General features: G+C 60.7%; 14 protein-coding genes. 10 read left to right on the top strand and 4 right to left on the bottom strand.

The annotated features are described in order from the left end of the window. The first annotated feature begins 2 nt into the window (after window positions 1–2). From THTE_RS00295 to THTE_RS00280, 3 genes are all read left to right on the top strand, one after another. Window positions 3–932: an LpxI family protein gene (locus THTE_RS00295; RefSeq protein WP_237260174.1), complete on the top strand. Its 930-nt coding sequence runs from the start codon at window positions 3–5 to the stop codon at window positions 930–932. Window positions 933–1,834: 902 nt separating this feature from the next. Next, window positions 1,835–3,283 carry a hypothetical protein gene (locus THTE_RS17780; protein WP_157731551.1) on the top strand — a complete coding sequence of 483 codons (1,449 nt, stop codon included), beginning with the start codon at window positions 1,835–1,837 and terminating at the stop codon, window positions 3,281–3,283. A 251-nt stretch (window positions 3,284–3,534) separates the two neighbouring features. Beyond that, window positions 3,535–4,242, top strand: coding sequence for an FHA domain-containing protein (locus tag THTE_RS00280; RefSeq protein ID WP_095413546.1), 708 nt, complete (start codon window positions 3,535–3,537; stop codon window positions 4,240–4,242). A gap of 94 nt (window positions 4,243–4,336) precedes the next feature. Here THTE_RS00280 and ilvD read toward each other — a convergent pair whose 3' ends face one another. Continuing rightward, window positions 4,337–6,169 carry a dihydroxy-acid dehydratase gene (gene ilvD / locus THTE_RS00275; RefSeq protein ID WP_095413545.1) on the bottom strand — a complete coding sequence of 611 codons (1,833 nt, stop codon included), beginning with the start codon at window positions 6,167–6,169 and terminating at the stop codon, window positions 4,337–4,339. A 622-nt stretch (window positions 6,170–6,791) separates the two neighbouring features. Then, entirely contained in the window at window positions 6,792–7,304 is a 513-nt protein-coding gene (locus tag THTE_RS00265) for a carboxypeptidase-like regulatory domain-containing protein (protein WP_095413543.1), read from the bottom strand. A 355-nt stretch (window positions 7,305–7,659) separates the two neighbouring features. On the opposite strand from THTE_RS00265, the gene THTE_RS00260 reads away from it, so the two are divergent. Next, window positions 7,660–8,277 (top strand): HYExAFE family protein, encoded by a 618-nt coding sequence (locus THTE_RS00260; protein ID WP_157731550.1) that lies wholly within the window; start codon window positions 7,660–7,662, stop codon window positions 8,275–8,277. Between the two features lie 4 nt (window positions 8,278–8,281). Here THTE_RS00260 and hisS read toward each other — a convergent pair whose 3' ends face one another. Together hisS and THTE_RS00250 are read right to left on the bottom strand one after the other, a co-directional pair. After that, window positions 8,282–9,604 (bottom strand): histidine--tRNA ligase, encoded by a 1,323-nt coding sequence (gene hisS, locus THTE_RS00255; protein ID WP_095416704.1) that lies wholly within the window; start codon window positions 9,602–9,604, stop codon window positions 8,282–8,284. A gap of 123 nt (window positions 9,605–9,727) precedes the next feature. Further along, window positions 9,728–10,219: a YkgJ family cysteine cluster protein gene (locus tag THTE_RS00250; protein ID WP_095413542.1), complete on the bottom strand. Its 492-nt coding sequence runs from the start codon at window positions 10,217–10,219 to the stop codon at window positions 9,728–9,730. Between the two features lie 554 nt (window positions 10,220–10,773). On the opposite strand from THTE_RS00250, the gene THTE_RS00245 reads away from it, so the two are divergent. From THTE_RS00245 to THTE_RS00220, 6 genes are all read left to right on the top strand, one after another. Continuing rightward, on the top strand, window positions 10,774–12,141 hold the full coding sequence (locus THTE_RS00245; RefSeq protein WP_157731549.1) for an aminotransferase-like domain-containing protein: 1,368 nt from the start codon (window positions 10,774–10,776) through the stop codon (window positions 12,139–12,141). Window positions 12,142–12,183: 42 nt separating this feature from the next. Continuing rightward, window positions 12,184–13,326 carry an LptF/LptG family permease gene (locus THTE_RS00240; RefSeq protein WP_095413540.1) on the top strand — a complete coding sequence of 381 codons (1,143 nt, stop codon included), beginning with the start codon at window positions 12,184–12,186 and terminating at the stop codon, window positions 13,324–13,326. A 1,532-nt stretch (window positions 13,327–14,858) separates the two neighbouring features. Continuing rightward, window positions 14,859–15,329: a CBS domain-containing protein gene (locus tag THTE_RS00235; RefSeq protein WP_095413539.1), complete on the top strand. Its 471-nt coding sequence runs from the start codon at window positions 14,859–14,861 to the stop codon at window positions 15,327–15,329. Between the two features lie 83 nt (window positions 15,330–15,412). Then, complete coding sequence (locus THTE_RS00230) at window positions 15,413–17,299, top strand: 2-oxoacid:acceptor oxidoreductase subunit alpha (protein WP_095416703.1); 1,887 nt, start codon at window positions 15,413–15,415, stop codon at window positions 17,297–17,299. 81 nt (window positions 17,300–17,380) lie between these two features. Beyond that, window positions 17,381–18,433 carry a 2-oxoacid:ferredoxin oxidoreductase subunit beta gene (locus THTE_RS00225; RefSeq protein ID WP_095413538.1) on the top strand — a complete coding sequence of 351 codons (1,053 nt, stop codon included), beginning with the start codon at window positions 17,381–17,383 and terminating at the stop codon, window positions 18,431–18,433. 40 nt (window positions 18,434–18,473) lie between these two features. Then, window positions 18,474–18,995: a CBS domain-containing protein gene (locus THTE_RS00220; protein ID WP_168175760.1), complete on the top strand. Its 522-nt coding sequence runs from the start codon at window positions 18,474–18,476 to the stop codon at window positions 18,993–18,995. The last annotated feature ends 42 nt before the right edge of the window (window positions 18,996–19,037 follow it).

Below are 19,037 nucleotides of genomic sequence, written 5' to 3'. Positions count from 1 at the left end.
CCATGGAGGGCGGACCCGCCACCATCCGCCGTACCGCCGACGGGCACGGCATGGCCGTCTCCCAGACGCGGTCCATGCGGGTCGGACTCATTGCGGGGTGGGGACGGTATCCCCTCATTCTCGCGCAGCATTTGCAGGCCCACGGGCACGAAGTGTGCTGCCTGGCAGTGCGAGACCATGCCGATCCGGCCCTGGCCCAATGGTGTACACGATTTGCGTGGATCGGACTCGGGCAGGTGGGCCGGTCTTTACAACTGCTCCGCACCTGGGGTGTGCGAGAGGCCACGCTGGCCGGGAAAATCCACAAGGTGACACTCTTTCGACCCTGGATGTGGCTCCACCATTTTCCGGATTGGGGCGGCGTGCGTGCGTTCGGGCCACATTTTCTGTTTCGTTCTCGCGATAATCGGGACGATACGCTCCTGGCCACCGTGTGCCACGAAATCGAGCGGGTCGGAATTACCGTCCGACCGGCCACGGCGTACTTGCCCGATGTCCTCGTGGAAAGAGGGCCGCTGACGCCGGCCACTCTCACCCGGGCGGAATGGAAGGATATCGCTTTTGGTTGGCGGGTCGCCAAGGAAATGGGGCGTCTCGACATCGGCCAAACGGTGGTCGTCAAGAATCAGGCGGTTCTGGCGGTTGAGGCCATCGAAGGGACTGACGCCTGCATACGCCGGGCAGGGGAGTTGTGCAGCTCGGGGGGATTCACGGTCGTCAAGGTGGCCAAACCCCACCAGGACATGCGCTTCGACGTTCCCACGGTGGGCACGAACACACTGGAGGTCATGGCCGCGGCCAGGGGGGCTGTTCTGGCCATCGAGGCGGAAAAGACGATCCTTCTGGACCCCGATCGCGTGCTGGACCTGGCGCTCCGCAATCGAATTCACGTGCTGGCCATCACGGAACAGGACATCGCAGCGGTCGATTAGGTGCCACAGGGAGCCGGCGCGGCGCGATGAGTTCCGACACATGGCCGGTTTGTTGGCTGGGATTCCACCCCGACTGGTCGTCCTGGTTCTGTCCTGCCCGTCGGCAAGGTGGTGAAGGCTGAAGCCTTCACCAAAAAGCGGCGATAAATCGCCGCACTCCATGGAGTGCGGGGCTTTAGCCCTGCTTTCGGCGCGGGACTTTAGTCCTCGCTGAAAGGCAATGGATGATCGAACGTTGACAAACGGACCCGACAAGCGAGTCCCTCCGGAAGATCGGCGGGGCACGCTTGCCGTACCCGGTGATTGGGGGATGAACGATCAGACATTAAGCGACGGACCCGACAAGCGGATACCTCCGAGAGGCGGACGTGACGAGCACGTCCCTCCGGAGTTTTTTCGGAGGGACACGCTTGTCGTGCCCGGTCTGGAGGGATAGGGCCTCAATCGGTGTTCATCGGACCTGACAAGCAGGTCCCTCCGAAAAGCGGACGTGACGAGCACGTCCCTCCGACGTTGTAAGGGCAATTCATGAATTGCCCCTACCAGTTCCGCCGCCCAGGTGGAATCCGGGTTTTTCAAGGGACACATTCCACGGCGTCTATTGAACTCTACCCCCTCGTCTCGATCACCCTTTTGACGTCTCTGTGCTACCTGTGGCCGTCTCCGGGTTTCCTTTTTCCGGCCGGGCAAGCTAATCGGGAGATACCGGCTGGAGTGCTGGCAGCCGTTTGCTCCAAGTTCGTGGGGGCATTCCGCCGAGATCGCACAAGAGGGCGGTGTGTTGGCGATTTCTGGCCGTCCGGGAAAGGCCCCGAAAGGACGTGACGGCCTGTCGACTTAAGGTAGCCAGTCGCGCAGGGAGGTAGCGGCTCGCTCGCCACATCCCGGGCGAGAAGCGCACCATGCGTTGGAGAGAGAAATCACCTGTTCATTGTTTCGCAGTTTTGCTGGCAATCCTGCTGCTGGGTTCGCTAGTGGCGACCCATCCGTTTGGTGTGCCGTGCGCATGGGCCTCCGACGGTGGGCCGATCCTCTTTGCCCCCAGCGAAGCCGAGCTGGAAGCGGGGAATTCATCTGCCGATGCCCGCAAAGATTCTTTCCGGACTTTCCAGTCCGCGGAGGTTCAACCCAGAGTCGGAGACAATCGCAGCGGGTCGGCGTCGTCCAGTGCCGGTTCCGATGGCTGGTTTGCCAAGGGTCAGTCCACAGGCCGGGCATCATCCGCTGCAGCGGGCCAGTCACGGCTCGGGACAGGTTCCTCGGGAAGCGTGGAGCTGCCGCCGGCCATGATCCCGGCCCCTCAGAATGCTGTGCCTCTTACCTCGGGCGTTTCGCCGTCGACCATGCCGTCGGGAACGGTGCATTCCCCCTCGGTCGTTCCCTATCCCTACGGAACGCCGGCGCCAGTGCCTCCCCTTCAGGAGCAGTCCCGACCGTTACTGGGGACCTCGCTGCCCCGCCTCTTCGGCCGCAACCGAACTGCCGAGCCCTCACCGCTTGCGCGATGGTGGAATTCGCTGTGGGGGAAAACGTCGGCAAGCGTGCCCAGCGGGGTCGGCAACACCCCCGTGCCGCCGGGCACGATCATCGCCGGGTCGGGTTCGCCGGGGATGCCTTCCGTTTGGAGTGGGGGTGGATCTGCCGCGGTGGCACCCGCTCCTAGTTTGAGAGGATCGTCCGCCATTTCTAGTGGCGGGTCTCAAAGCGCTCAGGGATGGTCGGCCTATGCCGTGCCTTATGCCCTGCCGCCATCCGGAAGTTCGCCGACGCTCGTGCCGCCCCCGCATACCGCGACGCCCGCTCTCCAGACACCAGCGGTAGGAGCCCCAAGTGGCGTGGCGACAGGTGTACCAAACGTTTCCTCTGGAACGGTGGGGAGTCCCTCTCCGATTTCGCAAAACACATTCTCCGACGGTTGGGCGGCCTCAACGACGAATCCACCGGCCACCGCCTCGGGGACGGCGATTCCGAGGCCGTCAGGTCAGATCGCCACTCCTAGGTGGCCTTCTGCAACAGCGCCGGGTGCGCCATCACCTCCCTATCCTGGGACGACCGCCTGGGGCACGGCGACTCCAGGAACTCAGCCCTCGCTGTGGGAGCGGATCAGGAACTGGTGGGCGGATGTGACGGCCCCCAAAGGTGTGCAGGGCCGCGCAGCCCTTTTGCCGTCGGCGGGGCAGGCTCGCCAAGGCATCTTTCGTACGTCACCGCCCCCTGCTTCTGATCCATTCACATCGCGCACCGTCCCGGTTCCATCCTCTTCCAATACTCAGGGGAGTGTCCTGCCGGGCGGCTCTCCGGCGGTGCTACCTCCCCCTGCCCCGCAACTGCCTTTGCGGCAGGCATGGTGATGGTGGCTTTTCCGGACTTGTTAACTCATCTTGCTGCGAGAAATGGCTGCTCTTATCACGGTTGGCCGGGGTTCTTTTTTTGTCAAGCGAAAACGGCTTAGAATGAAACATGCCGGAGCGCGGTTGCGCCGGATAGGGGAGATACCTGATTTTGTCCCCATGGGGCGGCAGGTGACCGTGTATCACAAAACCCAACACATCCTGGTGGTCGCCCTCAGGGCCACCTTCCATTTCCAACAAAGGTAACGACCATGGCCTTGGTGACACTTCGTATCGTGGACGGAGTGGATCGCGGCCGGGTGTATGAAGACTTGCCAACCCCCATCACCGTGGGGCGAGAGGAAGGAAACGTGGTGCGGCTCAGCGACGAGCGGGTGAGCCGCTTTCATCTCAAAATTCAGGAAGACCGCAATCGGATTGTCCTCACCGATCTGGCCAGCACGAATGGCACGCGGGTCAACGGGGAACCTGTCCAGGTAGCGGAGATTCGGCCGGGCGATCTCATCACTCTCGGCAAAACGGTCATTCTGGTCGGATCCCGGCAGCAAATTGCCCAGCGGCTGGCCGAACTTCGCAAACGCTTGGAAGCGGAGCGTCAGAAGAAGGGCAAGGTGTCGCCGGAGGAAGCGGTTTCCAGTTCCGAGTGGAGTTCTTCCTGGTATTCCCCGTCGCTTGATTCTGAACTCCACTGGGAGGAAGAAGCGGAGAGCCTGCGGCCCATCGCCGAGCTCATCCCGCCGGAACTCCCCGCCGATCTCTCTCCCGCTCAACTGGCCCAGCTGGCCGAGCTTTTGCAGTTTTTCCACCTGCGGTTGCGGCGGGTCATTCGCACGGGGACGGTCCATCAGGCCTCCGACGACGAGCATGTGACGCTCGACCAGCGGCAGTGGCAGAGTCTGCTGGACCTGTATGCCCGGCTGGCAGAGTATCTCCGCGCGATTGGCGAGCCGCCTCTGTGAGTTGAATTGGGCATACACCCGGCAAGGTCTTTGTGTAGAGCGGACCCGCGGGGCTTCAGGCAGGCGGGCGCAAATTGTGGAAAGTGGCGTGCGCTCACTCCCAGCGGAGGACGGCCCCCTGGTCGGCACTGGTAGCCATCCGCGCGTATTTGGCGAGATAGCCCTTGGTGAACCGCGGTGGCGGCGGTGACCAGCGTTTTCGGCGTTCGGCGAGGACTTCCTCGCTGACCAGCACGTTGAGCTTGCGCGCGGGGATATCAATTTCGATGAGATCCCCGGGTTCCAAAAGAGCGATGGGGCCTCCCGCGGCGGCCTCCGGGCTGATGTGTCCGATGCAGGCCCCGGCCGTCCCACCACTGAAACGTCCGTCCGTGATGAGGGCCACCTTGTCGTCGAGCTTGACACCTTTAATGGCCGTGGTGGGGGCCAGCATCTCCTGCATTCCGGGCCCGCCTTTTGGCCCTTCATAGCGGATGACCACCACGTCACCGGCCTTCACTTTCCCGTTGATAATGCCCTGATAGGCCTCGGTTTCGGATTCAAAGATGACCGCCGGCCCGGTGAAGCGGAGCATGCGGGGGAGCACGCCTGCCGTTTTGACCACCGCCCCCCGCGGCGCCAGGTTACCGTACAGGATGGCCAGCCCACCTTCCTGACTGTAGGCGTTTTCCACCTCACGGATGCAGTCGTAGGGATCGAAGCCGAGTTGTTCGGGTGTGAGTTCCCGAATCGACCGGGCCTTGCGCGGCACGCTCAATCCCGGGACATTTCGCTGCCCTCCCGCTGTGACTGCCGCAAGTTCAAGGGCCTCTTCGCTGGCGGTCTGCGCGCGGATGTCGTACTCAGCGATGTTCTCGCCGAGTGTCTTTCCCGTCACGGTCATGCAATCCAGGTGCAACAGACCAGGCCGTCCCCGGGCAATGGCCCCCAGGATGGTGTGAACACCCCCGGCATTGTGAACGTCCTCCACGTGGTAGTGGCTGCTGGGTGCGACACGGCAGATGTTGGGAGTCTTCCGGCTCAATTCATCGATGCGTCGCAGGTCGTAGTCGATCTCCGCTTCTTTGGCCACCGCCATGATGTGGAGCACCGTGTTCGTACTTCCACCCATCGCCATGTCGAGCACCATGGCGTTGTCGATGGATTCCGCGGTGATGATCTCCCGGGGCAGGAGGCCGTGGCCAGGGCCCAGCTTTTCAAATTCCCACACCATTTCCACAATCCGCTGGGCCGCGCGTCGGTAGAGACGCTTCCGCTCGGCACTGGTGGCCAGGAGCGTGCCATTGGTGGGAAGTGCGATACCCAGGGCCTCACACAGGCAGTTCATACTGTTGGCGGTAAACATCCCGGAGCACGAGCCACAGGTGGGACAGCCGAGTCGCTCCAATTCCGCGAGCTCTTCCTCACTCAGTTTGCCATCCTGCCGCGCGGCTGCCGCGATGAAGACGTCGATGAGATCCACCTTTCGACCGTCCGGAGTTCGTCCGGCCTCCATGGGGCCGCCGCTCACAAAGATCGTGGGGATGTTGCATCGCACCGCCGCCATGAGCATCCCGGGCACAATCTTGTCGCAGTTGGGGATGCAGATCATCCCGTCGAAACAGTGCGCCTGGAGCATTGTCTCCACCGAGTCGGCGATGAGTTCCCGGCTGGGCAGCGAATACTTCATCCCCGTATGGCCCATCGCGATGCCGTCGTCAACGCCGATCGTGTTGAAGACGAAGGGCACGCCGCCGGCCTCGCGGACGCACTCCTTGATGAACTCGCCCACGGCATTCAGATGCACATGACCAGGAATGATGTCGGTGTAGCTGTTGCAGATGGCAATAAAAGGTTTGCGGAAATCGTCATCCTGGACGCCGGTGGCGCGGAGCAAACTCCGATGGGGTGCCCGAGCGGCGCCGAGTTTGATCTGATCCGAGCGCATGGCTGACCTCGCTGGTACGAAACATGGGGGGAACGAATGAGTCCGCGTGTGGGTCAGTTCCCACAGGCGCTGGAATCTCTTTCGCGAAACGAACCGCGCCATTCTACGCACGGTTCCGGAACAAAACCAGCCCCGACCCGGGGCTTAATCACACCCATCTTCTCAAGAATATCGAGAAAAGCGAAACGCTCGATGGAGGAGAGTCACAATACCATGAATTGTCCCACACCGAAAAGGAAACCGAGCCCAGCGGACGCAGTCTCGTGGAAGGGAATGCGCGATCCCACCTTGAACGGGGCCCTCACGAGAAGGTTTCTTCGAGAGGTTGCAGGAGGATGCCTGTTGTGGCCCGTGCAACCCGGGCAGCCACCCACCTTGAACACCTTCGGCCGCGGAATGGGGGGCGTGGCCGATGGCGGAATGGCCTTGGCGGCAGAATGCATTCATCAAAAACGACCACCGGCCTTGTCGTGCAACGGCGAGGCCGGTGGGTCCGTAGGATCGGGAGGTGTCGGCGTCTCAACCGGTTTTCAAACCTGGTGATGGCTGGGGTGAATACCCCAATCGACGTTTTCCCAAGGACTTCTGTTCGAGATCCAGCGGCTCACTTGCAACACCCCGATCACGGGCTAGCCGGACCTTCCTCGTGTTCGGCGACGGCGACGGGGACAGCAATCGCTGTGGCGATGGCACCGCCAACGATCCAGGGATTTCGCATCCACTGACCGATTCGGGAAAGGGCCTGACCGCGGTTGATGTCCTGACCTGCCACCAGCAAGGTCGCCTGCTGGGCACCCGGTGGGGCGGTGCGGGGGTTCCACAGACGGTAGGTACCTGTCCCGTTAGCCGCGGACAACCGATAGACCCCTCCAGAGAGGCCCTTGATCGCAAAACGCCCGTTCTCGTCCGTTTTTACCACCCCCAGAAGCTGCTGCTGTCCGTTTTCCACGGCGACTGTGGTTTGAGGAACCGGCCGACCCTCGGGTGTCACCACCTGGCCCAGCAGAATTCCGCCGTCCTGGAGGGCCACGTCAATGACCCGGGGTGCCGGTGCCGATGCCGTCTCCCCAGCCCAAACAGAACCACTCAGAAGTGCCGCGATCGCACAGCCGAAAAAGACGCACCAGTGTCTCATGGTCTACACTCCGTATCCGTACAGGTCCGTGCTCTCCTTGCCCGCCGTTATGGCCCGGTCGGCAACGCAAAAGCGAAATGAACCGGATAGCCGACAAAATTACTTTCGTCCACATAGAGCGTATCGGAACGCTCTGTCCCGCTCTTCAGTCTTTTTCCTGTGACCGGACAATCTCCGGCAAGGCAAAAGCCCGAAGCGGCACATCAGCAGTACGTTTTTTTGATTCAACGGACACGATATTGGCATCAGCGTGTGTCAGCAGTCGGGCGAATTTCCTCTATCAGGGTTGAAAGCCCGGCGATGGCGGGATATGCTTTTTCAGAGAAAGGAAATTCTCGCAAAAAGGGATTGGCGCGTGGCGAAGCGCGGGAATCACTATGAAGCGGCGTTTGAGGCCTTCCTCCGCGAGTCGGGTATTCCCTACATCGCGGTGGACGAGGCCCGCCGAGCCCTCATGGCCGACGGCCGTTCCCTGAAAAGCCTCGATTTCCTGGTGGCCCCCCGCGGCCGAACAACCTGGCTCGTCGATGTCAAGGGACGCCGTTTTCCCTCCGGCGAGGAGCACCTCCAGTACTGGAAAAACTGGTCCACACAAGATGATCTGGAGAGCCTGGCCGAATGGGAAACGCTTTTTGGAGACGGGTTTCGCGGGCTATTTGTGTTTGCCTTCCACATTGTGGGGGGAAGATTGCCGGTCCAGGAGCCGCTCGTGGTTTCCTTCCGTGGGGAGCGGTACGCATTCCTGGGAGTGGAGCTAGCAGAATATCGCCGGTTGTGCCGGGTTATCTCACCCCAGTGGCAGACGGTGGCAGTCGCGGCGCGAGATTTTCGAACGGTCGCCAGACCGGTTCAGGAATTGTTCGGACTCGCAGAAAGCCAACCTTTCCCTGCTCCGCAAACGGTGCTGGCACCGGTGCACGCCGAAACGCCCACCGTCTCCGGCTCCACGCTGGTTGGCACTGCCCGCCGATGATCGATCATCGGGCGAGGATTTCGCTGATCGCTTCCGTCAGGGCCTTCAATTCGAGGGGCACTTCCTTCTGGGCGCCCGCCCGAAGATCTTTGACCTGGCACACCTGTTTTTCAAATTCACTCTCGCCGATCACCAGGGCCACGCGGTGCCCACGGCGATCAGCGTATTTCAGTTGCTGGCTGATTTTTTTGGGTTCCGGATAGAACTCCACATTGAACCCGGCAGAGCGAAGCTGGGCTGCCAGCCGCAGGTAATCATCACGACGGCCGGGGTCAAAAAACACAAGAAGGATGGGGGCAGGGGTGCTGACGGCCTCCAGCATGCCGAGCTCTTCCATGGCCGCCAGCAACCGGTCGAGTCCCAGAGAAGCCCCGACTCCAGGAAGGGACTGTGTGGTGAAGAGTTCCGCCAGGTTATCGTACCGGCCACCAGAGCAAACACTGCCAATTCCTGGAAGGGCCGTCAGATAGGTCTCGTAAATCGTGCCGGTGTAATAGTCCAGGCCGCGGGCGATGGCCAGATCGAGCACGAGGTATGTTGGGGCCACACCGCCTGCCGCAGCCCCGCGAAGGACTTCCCGCAGTTCGTGGACTCCCTCTTCGCCCACCGCACTGCCCTGGACGAGCTTCTCCGCCTGGGAGAGGACCTCATCGTGGTCGCCGTGGATCTGGGTCAATTCCAGCACTGCCGTGGCCTGATCAGGGGTCAACCCCACGATCTGCTCGAGCTCCTGTTTGACTCCTTCGGTGCCGATTTTGCCCCATTTATCCAGTGCCCGCAGCACGCCCGCCGCACGATCCGCCAGCCCCTGGCGTTCCAGAAGACCGTTGAGGAGCTTGCGGTTGTTAATGCGGATGACAAACTCCTGAAAACCGATGGCACGGAGCAGATCGTGGATGACGAGAGTTGTTTCGATGTCCGCCGTTAGTGAACGCGTCCCGATCGTGTCAAAGTCGCACTGCACAAATTCCCGATAACGTCCGCGCTGGGTGTTTTCTCCCCGCCACACAGGAGCGATGTGGTAACGCTTGAACGGAATGCCCAACTCATTGAGGTGCTGAGCGGTGAAACGGGCCACCGGAACGGTAAGGTCGAAGCGAAGCGCCACCCACCGCCCGCCGTGATCCTGAAAGCGGTACATCTGTTTGTCGGTTTCCTCGCCCCCTTTGCCCGCCAGGATTTCCAGATATTCCAAGGCCGGCGTGTCGATCGGGGCAAAACCGTAGGAACGATACACCCGCCGGGCGATCTCCATGATGCGTTCCCGGGGGATCATCACCTGCGGCAAATAATCGCGAAAACCTTTCAGCGTGCGAGGGGGAATCAATTTCTCGGCCATGGTGGTAAAACCCCACAATAGAAATGCGCGGTGCAGCCCTCCCGGCATTCCGGTCTTTTCCACCCCATATCCAGCAACGGCGGCTGGGGCGAGGAAGGGGCGGCGACTCCCTCAGGAGAGGACGGGCAGAAGTTCCGGCCGGGGAGATCGCAGGGATCCACCCTCCCGCGGACCGAGGAGCGCCTCCGCGTATTCTTCCAATTGCTCGGGAAGTTCGAAGAACTGGTCGTACACCGCGTTCTCTTCAAACTCGCAGATATCTGTATCGTAGTCGCGACAGATTTTTGGGCGGAGGGGATAAATCCCGCAGCGGCCGTCCGGCTGGAGCTTCGTGCAGGTGAGAAACACCAATAAGTACCACTGCCCGTTGTCCACAAAAACCGCTGTCCGCTCATGAAGGAGGAACCAGCGGACCGTGTCGAACTCTTCCCAGGTTCGAGGACGATCAATCGTCAAAGCGATGTAATGGCAGCACTTGGCAGGGCAGTAAAAGCACAGCGTTTCCCCCGCGGGGATGTCCTTCCGCCGAAGCTGGCCGTTGCCCGCGACCGGGGCCGAACGCCGGGTCAGCCAGTAATTTTTCTGCCGATTCCGCGAGTTCATCCGCGATCCTGTGTTTTATGAGGTGGCGCTCCCACAATCAGCTTCTACTCCCCGAAAGACTTGCAAGACATTGGCCCGTCCTTTCGTCGGAGTGCCCTCTCAACTTGGTTTTAACCCACCAGCGCCCGCTGGATAAGGGGTGCCCGGCGGTGAGCGACGCTGCCGAATCACTCGTCAAAGCTTCCGAGCCTTCGATCATCCACTCGCGCTTCACCGGGCACGACAAGCGCGCCCCTCCGAAGGATTTTCCGGAGGGACGTGCTTGTCACGTCCGCTCCTGAACGTTCGATCATGCATTCCTTTTTTTCTCACCGTCACGTTGACTTCATTGAAAACCATTGATCCGCCCCACTCCGTAGAGTTACCATAAACGGGGTCGAAGACGGTTTCCAGCTTCCGTAACCTGCGTGTTGGGCACGCAGGTGTCAAGGCCAGGTCTGACGGCTTCGCCGGTGGCGTTTCCACAGGCGGCGCGAATCGTTGGAAGGCCGTATGGTTGGGTCGAGTCAGGCCACCATCCCGGGCGGGATGATCCTGGAGAATAGATGGGGAACATGGGGGAACGCGCATTGACTGGGAATGGAGAAAGTCGGCGGGAAATGATGCCTTCATGGCAAAAAGAACAGGCGGAGGTGGAGCGAGTCCTATCCGGGTTGAGCCGGCGAGCCGCCTGGTCTGGGGGGCCTCCGATTGCCAATGTCCTGATGGCCAGGGTCCTCGCCCAGCCGGACCTCATTTCCCTCGCGGCTGGCTTTGTGGAGCACCTCTCCCTCCCGGTGGAGCTTGTGGAAAGAGCAATCGAAAAACTTTTTTCCAGTCGGACAGTGGCCCTCGAATCGCTCCAGTACGGGACCACCCTGGGGCATCCCCGTCTTCGCCGGGCCATCTGGGAACGCCTCTGTCAGGAGGACGCGGCGGTGGGCCTGCGCCACGCCGGTCCAGAGCAGATCGTCATTACGGCGGGGAGCAATCAGTTGCTTTATCTTGTGGCTGAGGCGCTCCTGGATCCGGGCGATATTATCCTCTGCGCAGCGCCGAGTTATTTCGTGTTCTTGGGAATGATCAAAAGCTTCGGGGCCCGCAGCGTCGGTGTGGCCTGCGACCATCACGGCATGATTCCCGACGCCCTGGAGGACCGGCTGGCGTGGTTGGAACGACGTGGCGAGCTGGACCGCGTCAAGGCCATCTACGTGGCCTCCTATTTCGACAATCCGACGGGGCTCAGCCTTGCGTCGGAAAGGCGTCCGGCCCTCGTCGAAGTGGCCCAACGCTGGTCGCGGAAACATCGCCTCTACATCATTGAGGACTGCGCGTATCGCGATCTCTCGTATTACGAAGAGGAGTGGTCCTCCCTCCGCAGTTATGACGCCACCGGTCAGTACGTCGTGATGCTCGGCTCGTTTTCAAAATCGTTTTCTCCGGGACTCCGAGTGGGTTGGGGACTGCTTCCCCCTGCGCTCCTGGACCCGGTGCTTTCCCTCAAAGGACATCACGATTTCGGCTCGCCCAATTTCAACCAGATGGTCATGGCCACGATCCTCGAGGAAGGCTGGCTGGAAGAACACGTGGCGCGGCTGCGCTCGATCTACCGCCGCAAACTGGAAGCCACTCTCAAGGCTGTGGAGGGCATGCTCCGGCCGGTCGTGGCAGTGGATTACGTGCCGCCCCGGGGCGGTCTCTACGTGTGGCTGCAACTGCCCGAAGAATGGGACACCGGTGTGGAAGGGCCGCTCTTCCAGTCAGCCGTGGAGGAAGGTGTCGTGTATGTGCCGGGGGAATACTGCTTTCCCGAAGAAGGGGAACCGCCACGGCGCTGTTGTCTCCGCGTGAGCTTCGCCATGCCAGATGACGTCAGCCTGGAGAAGGGGATGGCACGCCTGGCACGGGCCATCGCGCGATGTGGGAGTGCCGCCCCACGTTAAGTGGAATGACGGACCGGCCGAGATGTCACGGAGGAAACCGGTATGTTTTTCGCCACCATCATTGATCGCTACATCGCCCGGCACTTCTTCCAGTCTTTCTTCGTCTGCTTTTTCAGTCTCGTGTGCATCTTTGTGGTCTTCGACTTTTTTACCAACCTCGATGAGTTTCTCCGCGCCGCCGACGCGGGGGGCGGGCTGCTGAAACTGACACTCCTCTATTACGGTCCGCAGTCGCTGGCTTTTCTGGACCGTATGCTCGGGCTGCTGGTGCTGACGGCCGCCATGTTCACCACGGCCTGGCTGCAGCGGCAGCAGGAGATGGTGGCACTTCTGGCGGCGGGGATTTCGCGTGCCCGGGTGACCGCCCCCGTCGTGGTCGGCTCGGTTGTGCTCATCCTGCTTGGGGTCTGCAATCGAGAAATGATTCTTCCCCGCATGATTCACCTCCTTGCCCGAACCAACACCGATCTGCTGGGCGAGAAAGGCTGGCCGATTCAGGCCCGGTATGATAACGAGACGGATATCCTACTTCGCGGTCGTGCCGCCTACCGAAAAGACTATCGGATTGCCGAACCCAACTTCCTCCTGCCGCCGGGTCTGGATCAGTACGGCGGGCAGCTTCAGGCCGAGAATGCGTATTATCTTCCCGCCACCAAAGACCACCCCAGCGGCTATCTTTTGGACAGGATGGTCCGCCCCAAGGATTTGAAGGATAAACCCTCGCTCTTCCTCCGGGGACGCCCGGTCATCCTCACTCCGCACGATCATCCCTGGCTTAAGGACGATCAGTGTTTTGTGGTCAGTAACATCGATTTTGAACAGTTAACAGGAGGAAGGGCATGGCGGGAATATTCCTCCACGCTGGGTCTGATTCGCGGATTGCATAATCCGAGTCTGGATCTGGGCGCGGACGTGCGGGTGCGGATCCATGCCCGGATTGTGCAGCCTCTTCGCGATCTCAACCTGCTGTTTTTAGGGTTGCCTTTGGTGGTGCGGCGGGAGCAGAGAAACGTCTTCATCGCGCTGGGGTTGGGCATTCTTGTCGTGGGCCTTTTCACAGCCGTCGTCCTCACCTGCGAATATCTGGGCAACATCTACCTACTATCCCCGGCGTTTGCGGTATGGCTGCCATTTTTCATCTCCATCCCCGCCGCCGTGGCGCAGTTGGACTGGCTTTGGGAATAACTTTCCTCACGATTTAAAAACACCAGCGTCTCAGTAGATAATCGCCCAGGTCGGTCCCCGCTCGGTGCTGAGCCATCCCCATTTTTGCAAAAACCCGTGACATGCCGCGGGCACAGGGTGTTGGAGGGGCAATTCGTGAATTGCCCCTACCGAATTGGGGTACGTATGGTCGTGTGCCTTGGCCCGGGTGGAAGCCGCGTTTATTGGAGGGACGTTGTCCACGGCGTCTGGTAAACTTCGCAGGGGCACGCTGGTCGTGCCCGGTGAGGCGGAATGGACGATCGAAGGTTGAACGGCGGACCCGACAAGCGGGTCCCTCCGACGTAGGTTGGGGCAATTCATGAATTGCCCCTACCAGGGGTGTGCTTTCGTGGTTGTGGCAAAACATCGCCAACGGCAAGGTGGTGAAGACTAAAGCCTTCACCGAAAAGCGGCGATGAATCGCCGCACTCCATGGAGTGCGGGGCTTTAGCCCCGCTTTCGGCGCGGGACTTGAGTCCCCGCCGAAAGGCAATGGACGATCCAATGTTGAAGAACGGACGTGACAAGGACGTCCCTCCGAAGAGATGGGTCGGAGAGGCACGCCTCTCGTGCCCGGTGAAGGCAAATGGAACATCGAACGTGGATAAGCGGACCTGACGAGCAGGTCCCTCCGGTATAGGTCGGAGGGGCACGCTGGTCGTGCCCGGTGAGGCGGAATGGACGATCGAAAGGTGAACGGCGGACCCGACAAGCGGGTCCCTCCGACGCAGGTTGGGCCAATTCATGAATTGCCCCTACCAGGGGTACGCTTTCGTGGTTGTGGCAAAACATCGCCAACGGCAAGGTGGTGAAGGCTAAAGCCTTCACCGAAAAGCGGCGATGAATCGCCGCACTCCATGGAGTGCGGGGCTTTAGCCCCGCTTTCGGCGCGGGACTTGAGTCCCCGCCGAAAGGCAATGGACGATCCAATGTTGAAGAACGGACGTGACAAGGACGTCCCTCCGAAGAGATGGGTCGGAGGGGCACGCTGGTCGTGCCCGGTGAGGCGGAATGGACGATCGAAGGTTGAACGGCGGACCCGACAAGCGGGTCCCTCCGACGTAGGTTGGGCCAATTCATGAATTGCCCCTACCGAATCGCGGTCCGTATGATGGTGCCGCGAGCCCGCGCGGACCCGCGCATTCCCGTCGCCAGAGGGAAAGTGGGAATGTATCAGCAAATCGCTGCATTGACATAGGGGGCTGGAAATGAAAGAATTAAGAGTGACAAAATTGATATCCTCAAATGGGAAAGTTTGCCGATGGTTTGCTTAGTGAAGGGGCGGGAGGGCATCAATTCCCTGCAGATTACGGGGAAATGGCCGGGAAGCGCGAGCCTCACGGGGACGGCGTGCCCATGTGGGGGACCGAAAGGGCACCGGATCCGGGGTAAAACACCGGCCAGCGGATTACAAGTGTGAGTTGCGTGAAAGACTTTTGCTTTGTCGGGTCACTCTCCAGGGATGGAGCAGCGGTAAGGGTGGCTCGTCGCGCCATTCCGGAACCAAGGCCATGGCGTCTCTTTTGAACACCTTCAACATCTCGCGTGAGCCCGTGGCACGGCTGGCCACGTCTCCTGTTGTTTCTGTGGCGCGTGGCGTTCCCCTGAGAACTGTTCTGGAGCTAATGCGGGATCAGAAGCTGGGCGCTGTGACCGTCTGCGATCGCGGTCAAACCGTGGGGATCTTCACAGAGAGAGACGCCCTCCGCTGTTTGGCGGAGGCCACGGATTTGGAGACCCCAATAGGAGACGTGGCATCTCCCAACCCGGTGACTGTGGAAAAGAAAGACAGTCTGGCAGAAGCTATTTCGCGCATGTCCTACCGTGGCTATCGGCATCTGCCCCTGGTGGATGACGATGGACAGGTTGTGGGGATGGTCGATGCGATCAACATCATTCAGTGGCTTGTGGAACATTTTCCGCGTGCGGTGTACACATTACCTCCAACTCCTGACGTTTTGATCGAGCGTGAAGGGCCCTGAAAGGTAACAATCCCATGGAACCTCCGATTTCCGCAACTTCCAACAATCCTGCCCCGGGCGGCATTCAGAAGGGCCAGGGCGTTATGGAAAAACGGGTGATAGAGCTGGAAGAGGCCACGGTACGCTTTTCGGGAGACTCGGGAGATGGGATGCAACTGGCCGGGACCCAGTTCACCCATACCTCGGCGGTGGCGGGTAACGACGTCGTCACGTTTCCCGACTTTCCGGCGGAAATCCGCGCGCCTCGGGGTACCAAGGCCGGAGTGAGTGGCTTCCAGGTGCACTTCGGTGCCAAGCGGGTGTACACGCCCGGTGATAAGGTGGACGCCCTGGTGGCGATGAACCCTGCGGCCCTGGCCACGAGTCTTCCCGATCTGGTGCCGGGCGGTTTGCTGATTGTGGACGTGGACTCGTTTTCCCCACGGGACCTGGAGCTTGCGGGATACAAATCCAACCCCCTGGAAGACGGCACGGTGGCCAATTATCAGCTTGTCACCGTGGAAATCACGCGGCTGACTCGCGAAGCCGTCAAGGATCTCGGCCTGACAACGAAGGAAGCGGATCGTTGCCGTAACTTCTTCGCGATGGGCCTGGTGTACTGGATCTTCGATCGGCCGCTGGAACCCACCCTCCGCTTCATTGAGGCCAAGTTCGGCAAGAAGCCTATCATCGCGGAGGCCAACCGCCGGGCCCTGATGGCCGGTTACCACTATGGGGAGACCACCGAACTTATTCACCATCGCTACGTGGTTCCGCCCGTCAAACTCCCGCCGGGAACGTATCGCAACATCATGGGAAATCAGGCATTGGCGTGGGGACTGATGGCGGCGTCCCGGCTCAGTGGCTGTGATCTCTTTTTTGCTGGTTATCCGATCACACCCGCCAGCGACATTCTCCACGAACTGGCCCTCCGTCGCGAGTTTGGGGTTCGTGTGTTTCAGGCAGAAGATGAGATTGCCGCCGTCGCAGCGGCCATTGGAGCCTCCTTCGGGGGAGCCATGGCGGTCACTGCAAGCAGTGGTCCGGGGATTTCGCTCAAGCTCGAGGGCATCGGTCTGGCCGTGATGCTGGAATTGCCGCTCTTGGTGATTGATGTGCAGCGTGCAGGACCGAGTACGGGAATGCCCACCAAGACGGAACAGGCCGATCTCCTCCAGGCCATGTTCGGGCGGCATGGGGAATGCCCCGTGGCTATCGTCGCTCCGCGGAGCCCTGCCGACTGCTTCGACATCGCCATCGAGGCCTGGCGGATCGCCGTCAAACATATGACGCCCGTCATCATTCTCAGCGACGCCTACGTGGCCAACGGCTCCGAGCCGTGGCGGATCCCCAACATGTCTTCACTCCCCAGGATACCCGTCGAGCATCCGCAACCCGTCGAGGGACAGCCGTTCCTCCCCTATGCCCGTAACGAGTGGCTGGCACGTCCCTGGGCGATTCCGGGAACACCGCAGCTCATGCACCGGATCGGCGGCCTGGAAAAACAGGATGGAACCGGAGCGGTGAGTTACGACGGTGACAATCACCAGCGGATGGTGGAACTGCGGGCCAAAAAGGTGGCCCTCATCGCCAAGGATTATCCGCCGCAGGTCGTGGAAGGCCCCAAGTCGGGAAAGCTTCTCATCGTAAGCTGGGGAAGCACGTATGGCTCGGTGTATTCGGCGGTGCAGGAACTGTGGGCGACCGGCCAGGACGTCGCCTTCACGCACCTCCGCTACCTCAATCCCCTGCCTCTCGATCTGGAGGATATTCTGTCCCGATATGAGCACGTCATGGTGCCGGAGTTGAATCTCGGACAACTCGCCCTGTTATTGCAGGCGAAATATCTCCGGCCGGTGCATCGGGTAAATAAGGTGCAAGGCCGCCCGTTCACTGTGAGTGAACTTGTGGAGGCCGCCCTGGCCATCCTTGAAACCGGAGAGAAAACCTCGCAACCCTCGGAAAATGTTGTCGTGGAATACGTCAAGTAACAAAGCGCGTGAAAACTGAAAAAGAATCCGCGCTCGCAGGAAAACACCTCCCTGAAAATCATTGTGCGTGAGGATTGACCGATGTCCGTCGATGCCCTTGTGGAAGCTGCGAAACTGACTCCGAATGATTATGCCAGCGGGCAGGAAGTGCGATGGTGCCCCGGTTGCGGCGACTACGCCATCCTCGCCCAGGTCAAGAAAACTCTCGCCAGTCTGGGCCTGCCTCGGGAAAAGACGGTATTCATCTCGGGCATTGGATGTTCCAGCCGTTTTCCCTACTACGTCAATACGTACGGAATCCACGGGATTCACGGTCGGGCCCCGGCCATCGCCACCGGGCTCAAGTGCACCCGCCCGGACCTTCATGTGTGGGTGATTACCGGGGATGGCGATGGGCTGAGCATCGGCGGGAATCACCTCATGCACGTCATCCGGCGGAATGTCGATCTGACTATCCTGTTGTTTAACAACCGAATCTATGGACTCACCAAGGGTCAGTCATCGCCGACCACTCCCCTTGGCCATCCCACGAAGAGCAATCCCTTCGGCACACTGGAGCATCCGGTCAATGCCATCTCCCTTGCGATTGGGGCGGAGGCCACATTCGTCGCGCGGAGTATCGACGTTTACCAAAAGCATTTGGCGATGGTGCTGGAGCGGGCGGCCGCCCATAAAGGCACCTCTTTCGTGGAAATCTACCAGAATTGTGTCGTTTTCTACGACGGGGCCTGGGAATACGCCACCGATCGCCAGGTGAAGGAGGATCATATTCTCGAACTGGAGCATGGCAAGCCGATGCTCTTCGGCAAGAATCGGAACAAAGGCATTCGATTCCGGGGATGTCTCCCCGAGATCGTGGAACTGGGAGACGGCGTGACCGAGGCGGACATCGCCGTCCATGATGAAAAGGCTGCCGATCCGACTCTCGCCTACGTCCTCAGCCGCATGCGATATCCCGATTTTCCTGAGCCGATCGGTGTTTTCCGGGCGGTGGAACAACCCACCTATGACGGGCTGCTCAACGAGCAGCTCGCCAAGGCAATCGCGGCCCGCGGGGGGCCTCGGTCCCTGGATGACCTCTTTCACGAAGGCGACACCTGGGTGGTGCCGGAAGACGGAACTCCGGCGAGGTAACACCTCGACTTCACTGTTTGCACAACACGTAGAGGACAGTATGACGCGGATTATCTGTCCCGATTGTGGCCACGAAAACCTGGCGGGGGCCGACGAGTGTGTCCGCTGTCATCAGTCGCTCACCCAGGAAGAGGCGTTTGTTCCCCAGAATGAGCTGGAACGAAGCGTTGCCTACGATCGCATCGGCCGGCTCGACATCCGCGATCCCGTTTGCGTGTCACCGGAAACGCCGGTGGGAGAAGTCCTGCGGCGGATGGTCGCCGCGCGGACCGGTTGTGCCCTGGTCATGGAAGCGTCGCAGCTCGTGGGTATCTTCACGGAACGCGATGCGCTGCTTCGGCTCAGCCTCGATCGGGCGGAATGGGAAAACCGTGCTGTGCGAGATTTCATGACCTCGCCGGTCGAGACGCTCGAACTGGAAGACCGCTTGGCGTTTGCCATCCATCGTATGGCGGTCGGTGGTTATCGGCACATCCCTATTCTCAGCGACGGCCAGCTTGTTGGGGTGGTCTCTGTGCGCGAGGTCTTTCGCCACCTCACACGTCTTCTCGAGGCGGGGTGAACACAGCCCGAGAACGCGTTCGCGAGGTTCCCGTCATTCTCT

The sequence above is a fragment of the Thermogutta terrifontis genome, from assembly GCF_002277955.1.
GTDB classification, from domain to species: Bacteria; Planctomycetota; Planctomycetia; order Pirellulales; family Thermoguttaceae; genus Thermogutta; species Thermogutta terrifontis.
The sequence above is the reverse complement of the archived record's forward strand: the minus strand, read 5'-3'. Positions and strand labels throughout refer to the sequence as shown.

Bases quoted from the DNA above. Each gene is read 5' to 3' on its own strand.
- THTE_RS00250 (WP_095413542.1), bottom strand. From the start codon at position 10,219: ATGAACTCGCGGAATCGGCAGAAAAATTACTGGCTGACCCGGCGTTCG.
- THTE_RS00295 (WP_237260174.1), top strand. From the start codon at position 3: ATGGAGGGCGGACCCGCCACCATCCGCCGTACCGCCGACGGGCACGGC.
- THTE_RS00225 (WP_095413538.1), top strand. From the start codon at position 17,381: ATGTCCGTCGATGCCCTTGTGGAAGCTGCGAAACTGACTCCGAATGAT.
- ilvD (WP_095413545.1), bottom strand. From the start codon at position 6,169: ATGCGCTCGGATCAGATCAAACTCGGCGCCGCTCGGGCACCCCATCGG.
- THTE_RS00240 (WP_095413540.1), top strand. From the start codon at position 12,184: ATGTTTTTCGCCACCATCATTGATCGCTACATCGCCCGGCACTTCTTC.
- THTE_RS17780 (WP_157731551.1), top strand. From the start codon at position 1,835: ATGCGTTGGAGAGAGAAATCACCTGTTCATTGTTTCGCAGTTTTGCTG.
- THTE_RS00235 (WP_095413539.1), top strand. From the start codon at position 14,859: ATGGCGTCTCTTTTGAACACCTTCAACATCTCGCGTGAGCCCGTGGCA.
- THTE_RS00280 (WP_095413546.1), top strand. From the start codon at position 3,535: ATGGCCTTGGTGACACTTCGTATCGTGGACGGAGTGGATCGCGGCCGG.
- THTE_RS00230 (WP_095416703.1), top strand. From the start codon at position 15,413: ATGGAAAAACGGGTGATAGAGCTGGAAGAGGCCACGGTACGCTTTTCG.
- THTE_RS00220 (WP_168175760.1), top strand. From the start codon at position 18,474: ATGACGCGGATTATCTGTCCCGATTGTGGCCACGAAAACCTGGCGGGG.
- THTE_RS00245 (WP_157731549.1), top strand. From the start codon at position 10,774: ATGGGGGAACGCGCATTGACTGGGAATGGAGAAAGTCGGCGGGAAATG.
- THTE_RS00265 (WP_095413543.1), bottom strand. From the start codon at position 7,304: ATGAGACACTGGTGCGTCTTTTTCGGCTGTGCGATCGCGGCACTTCTG.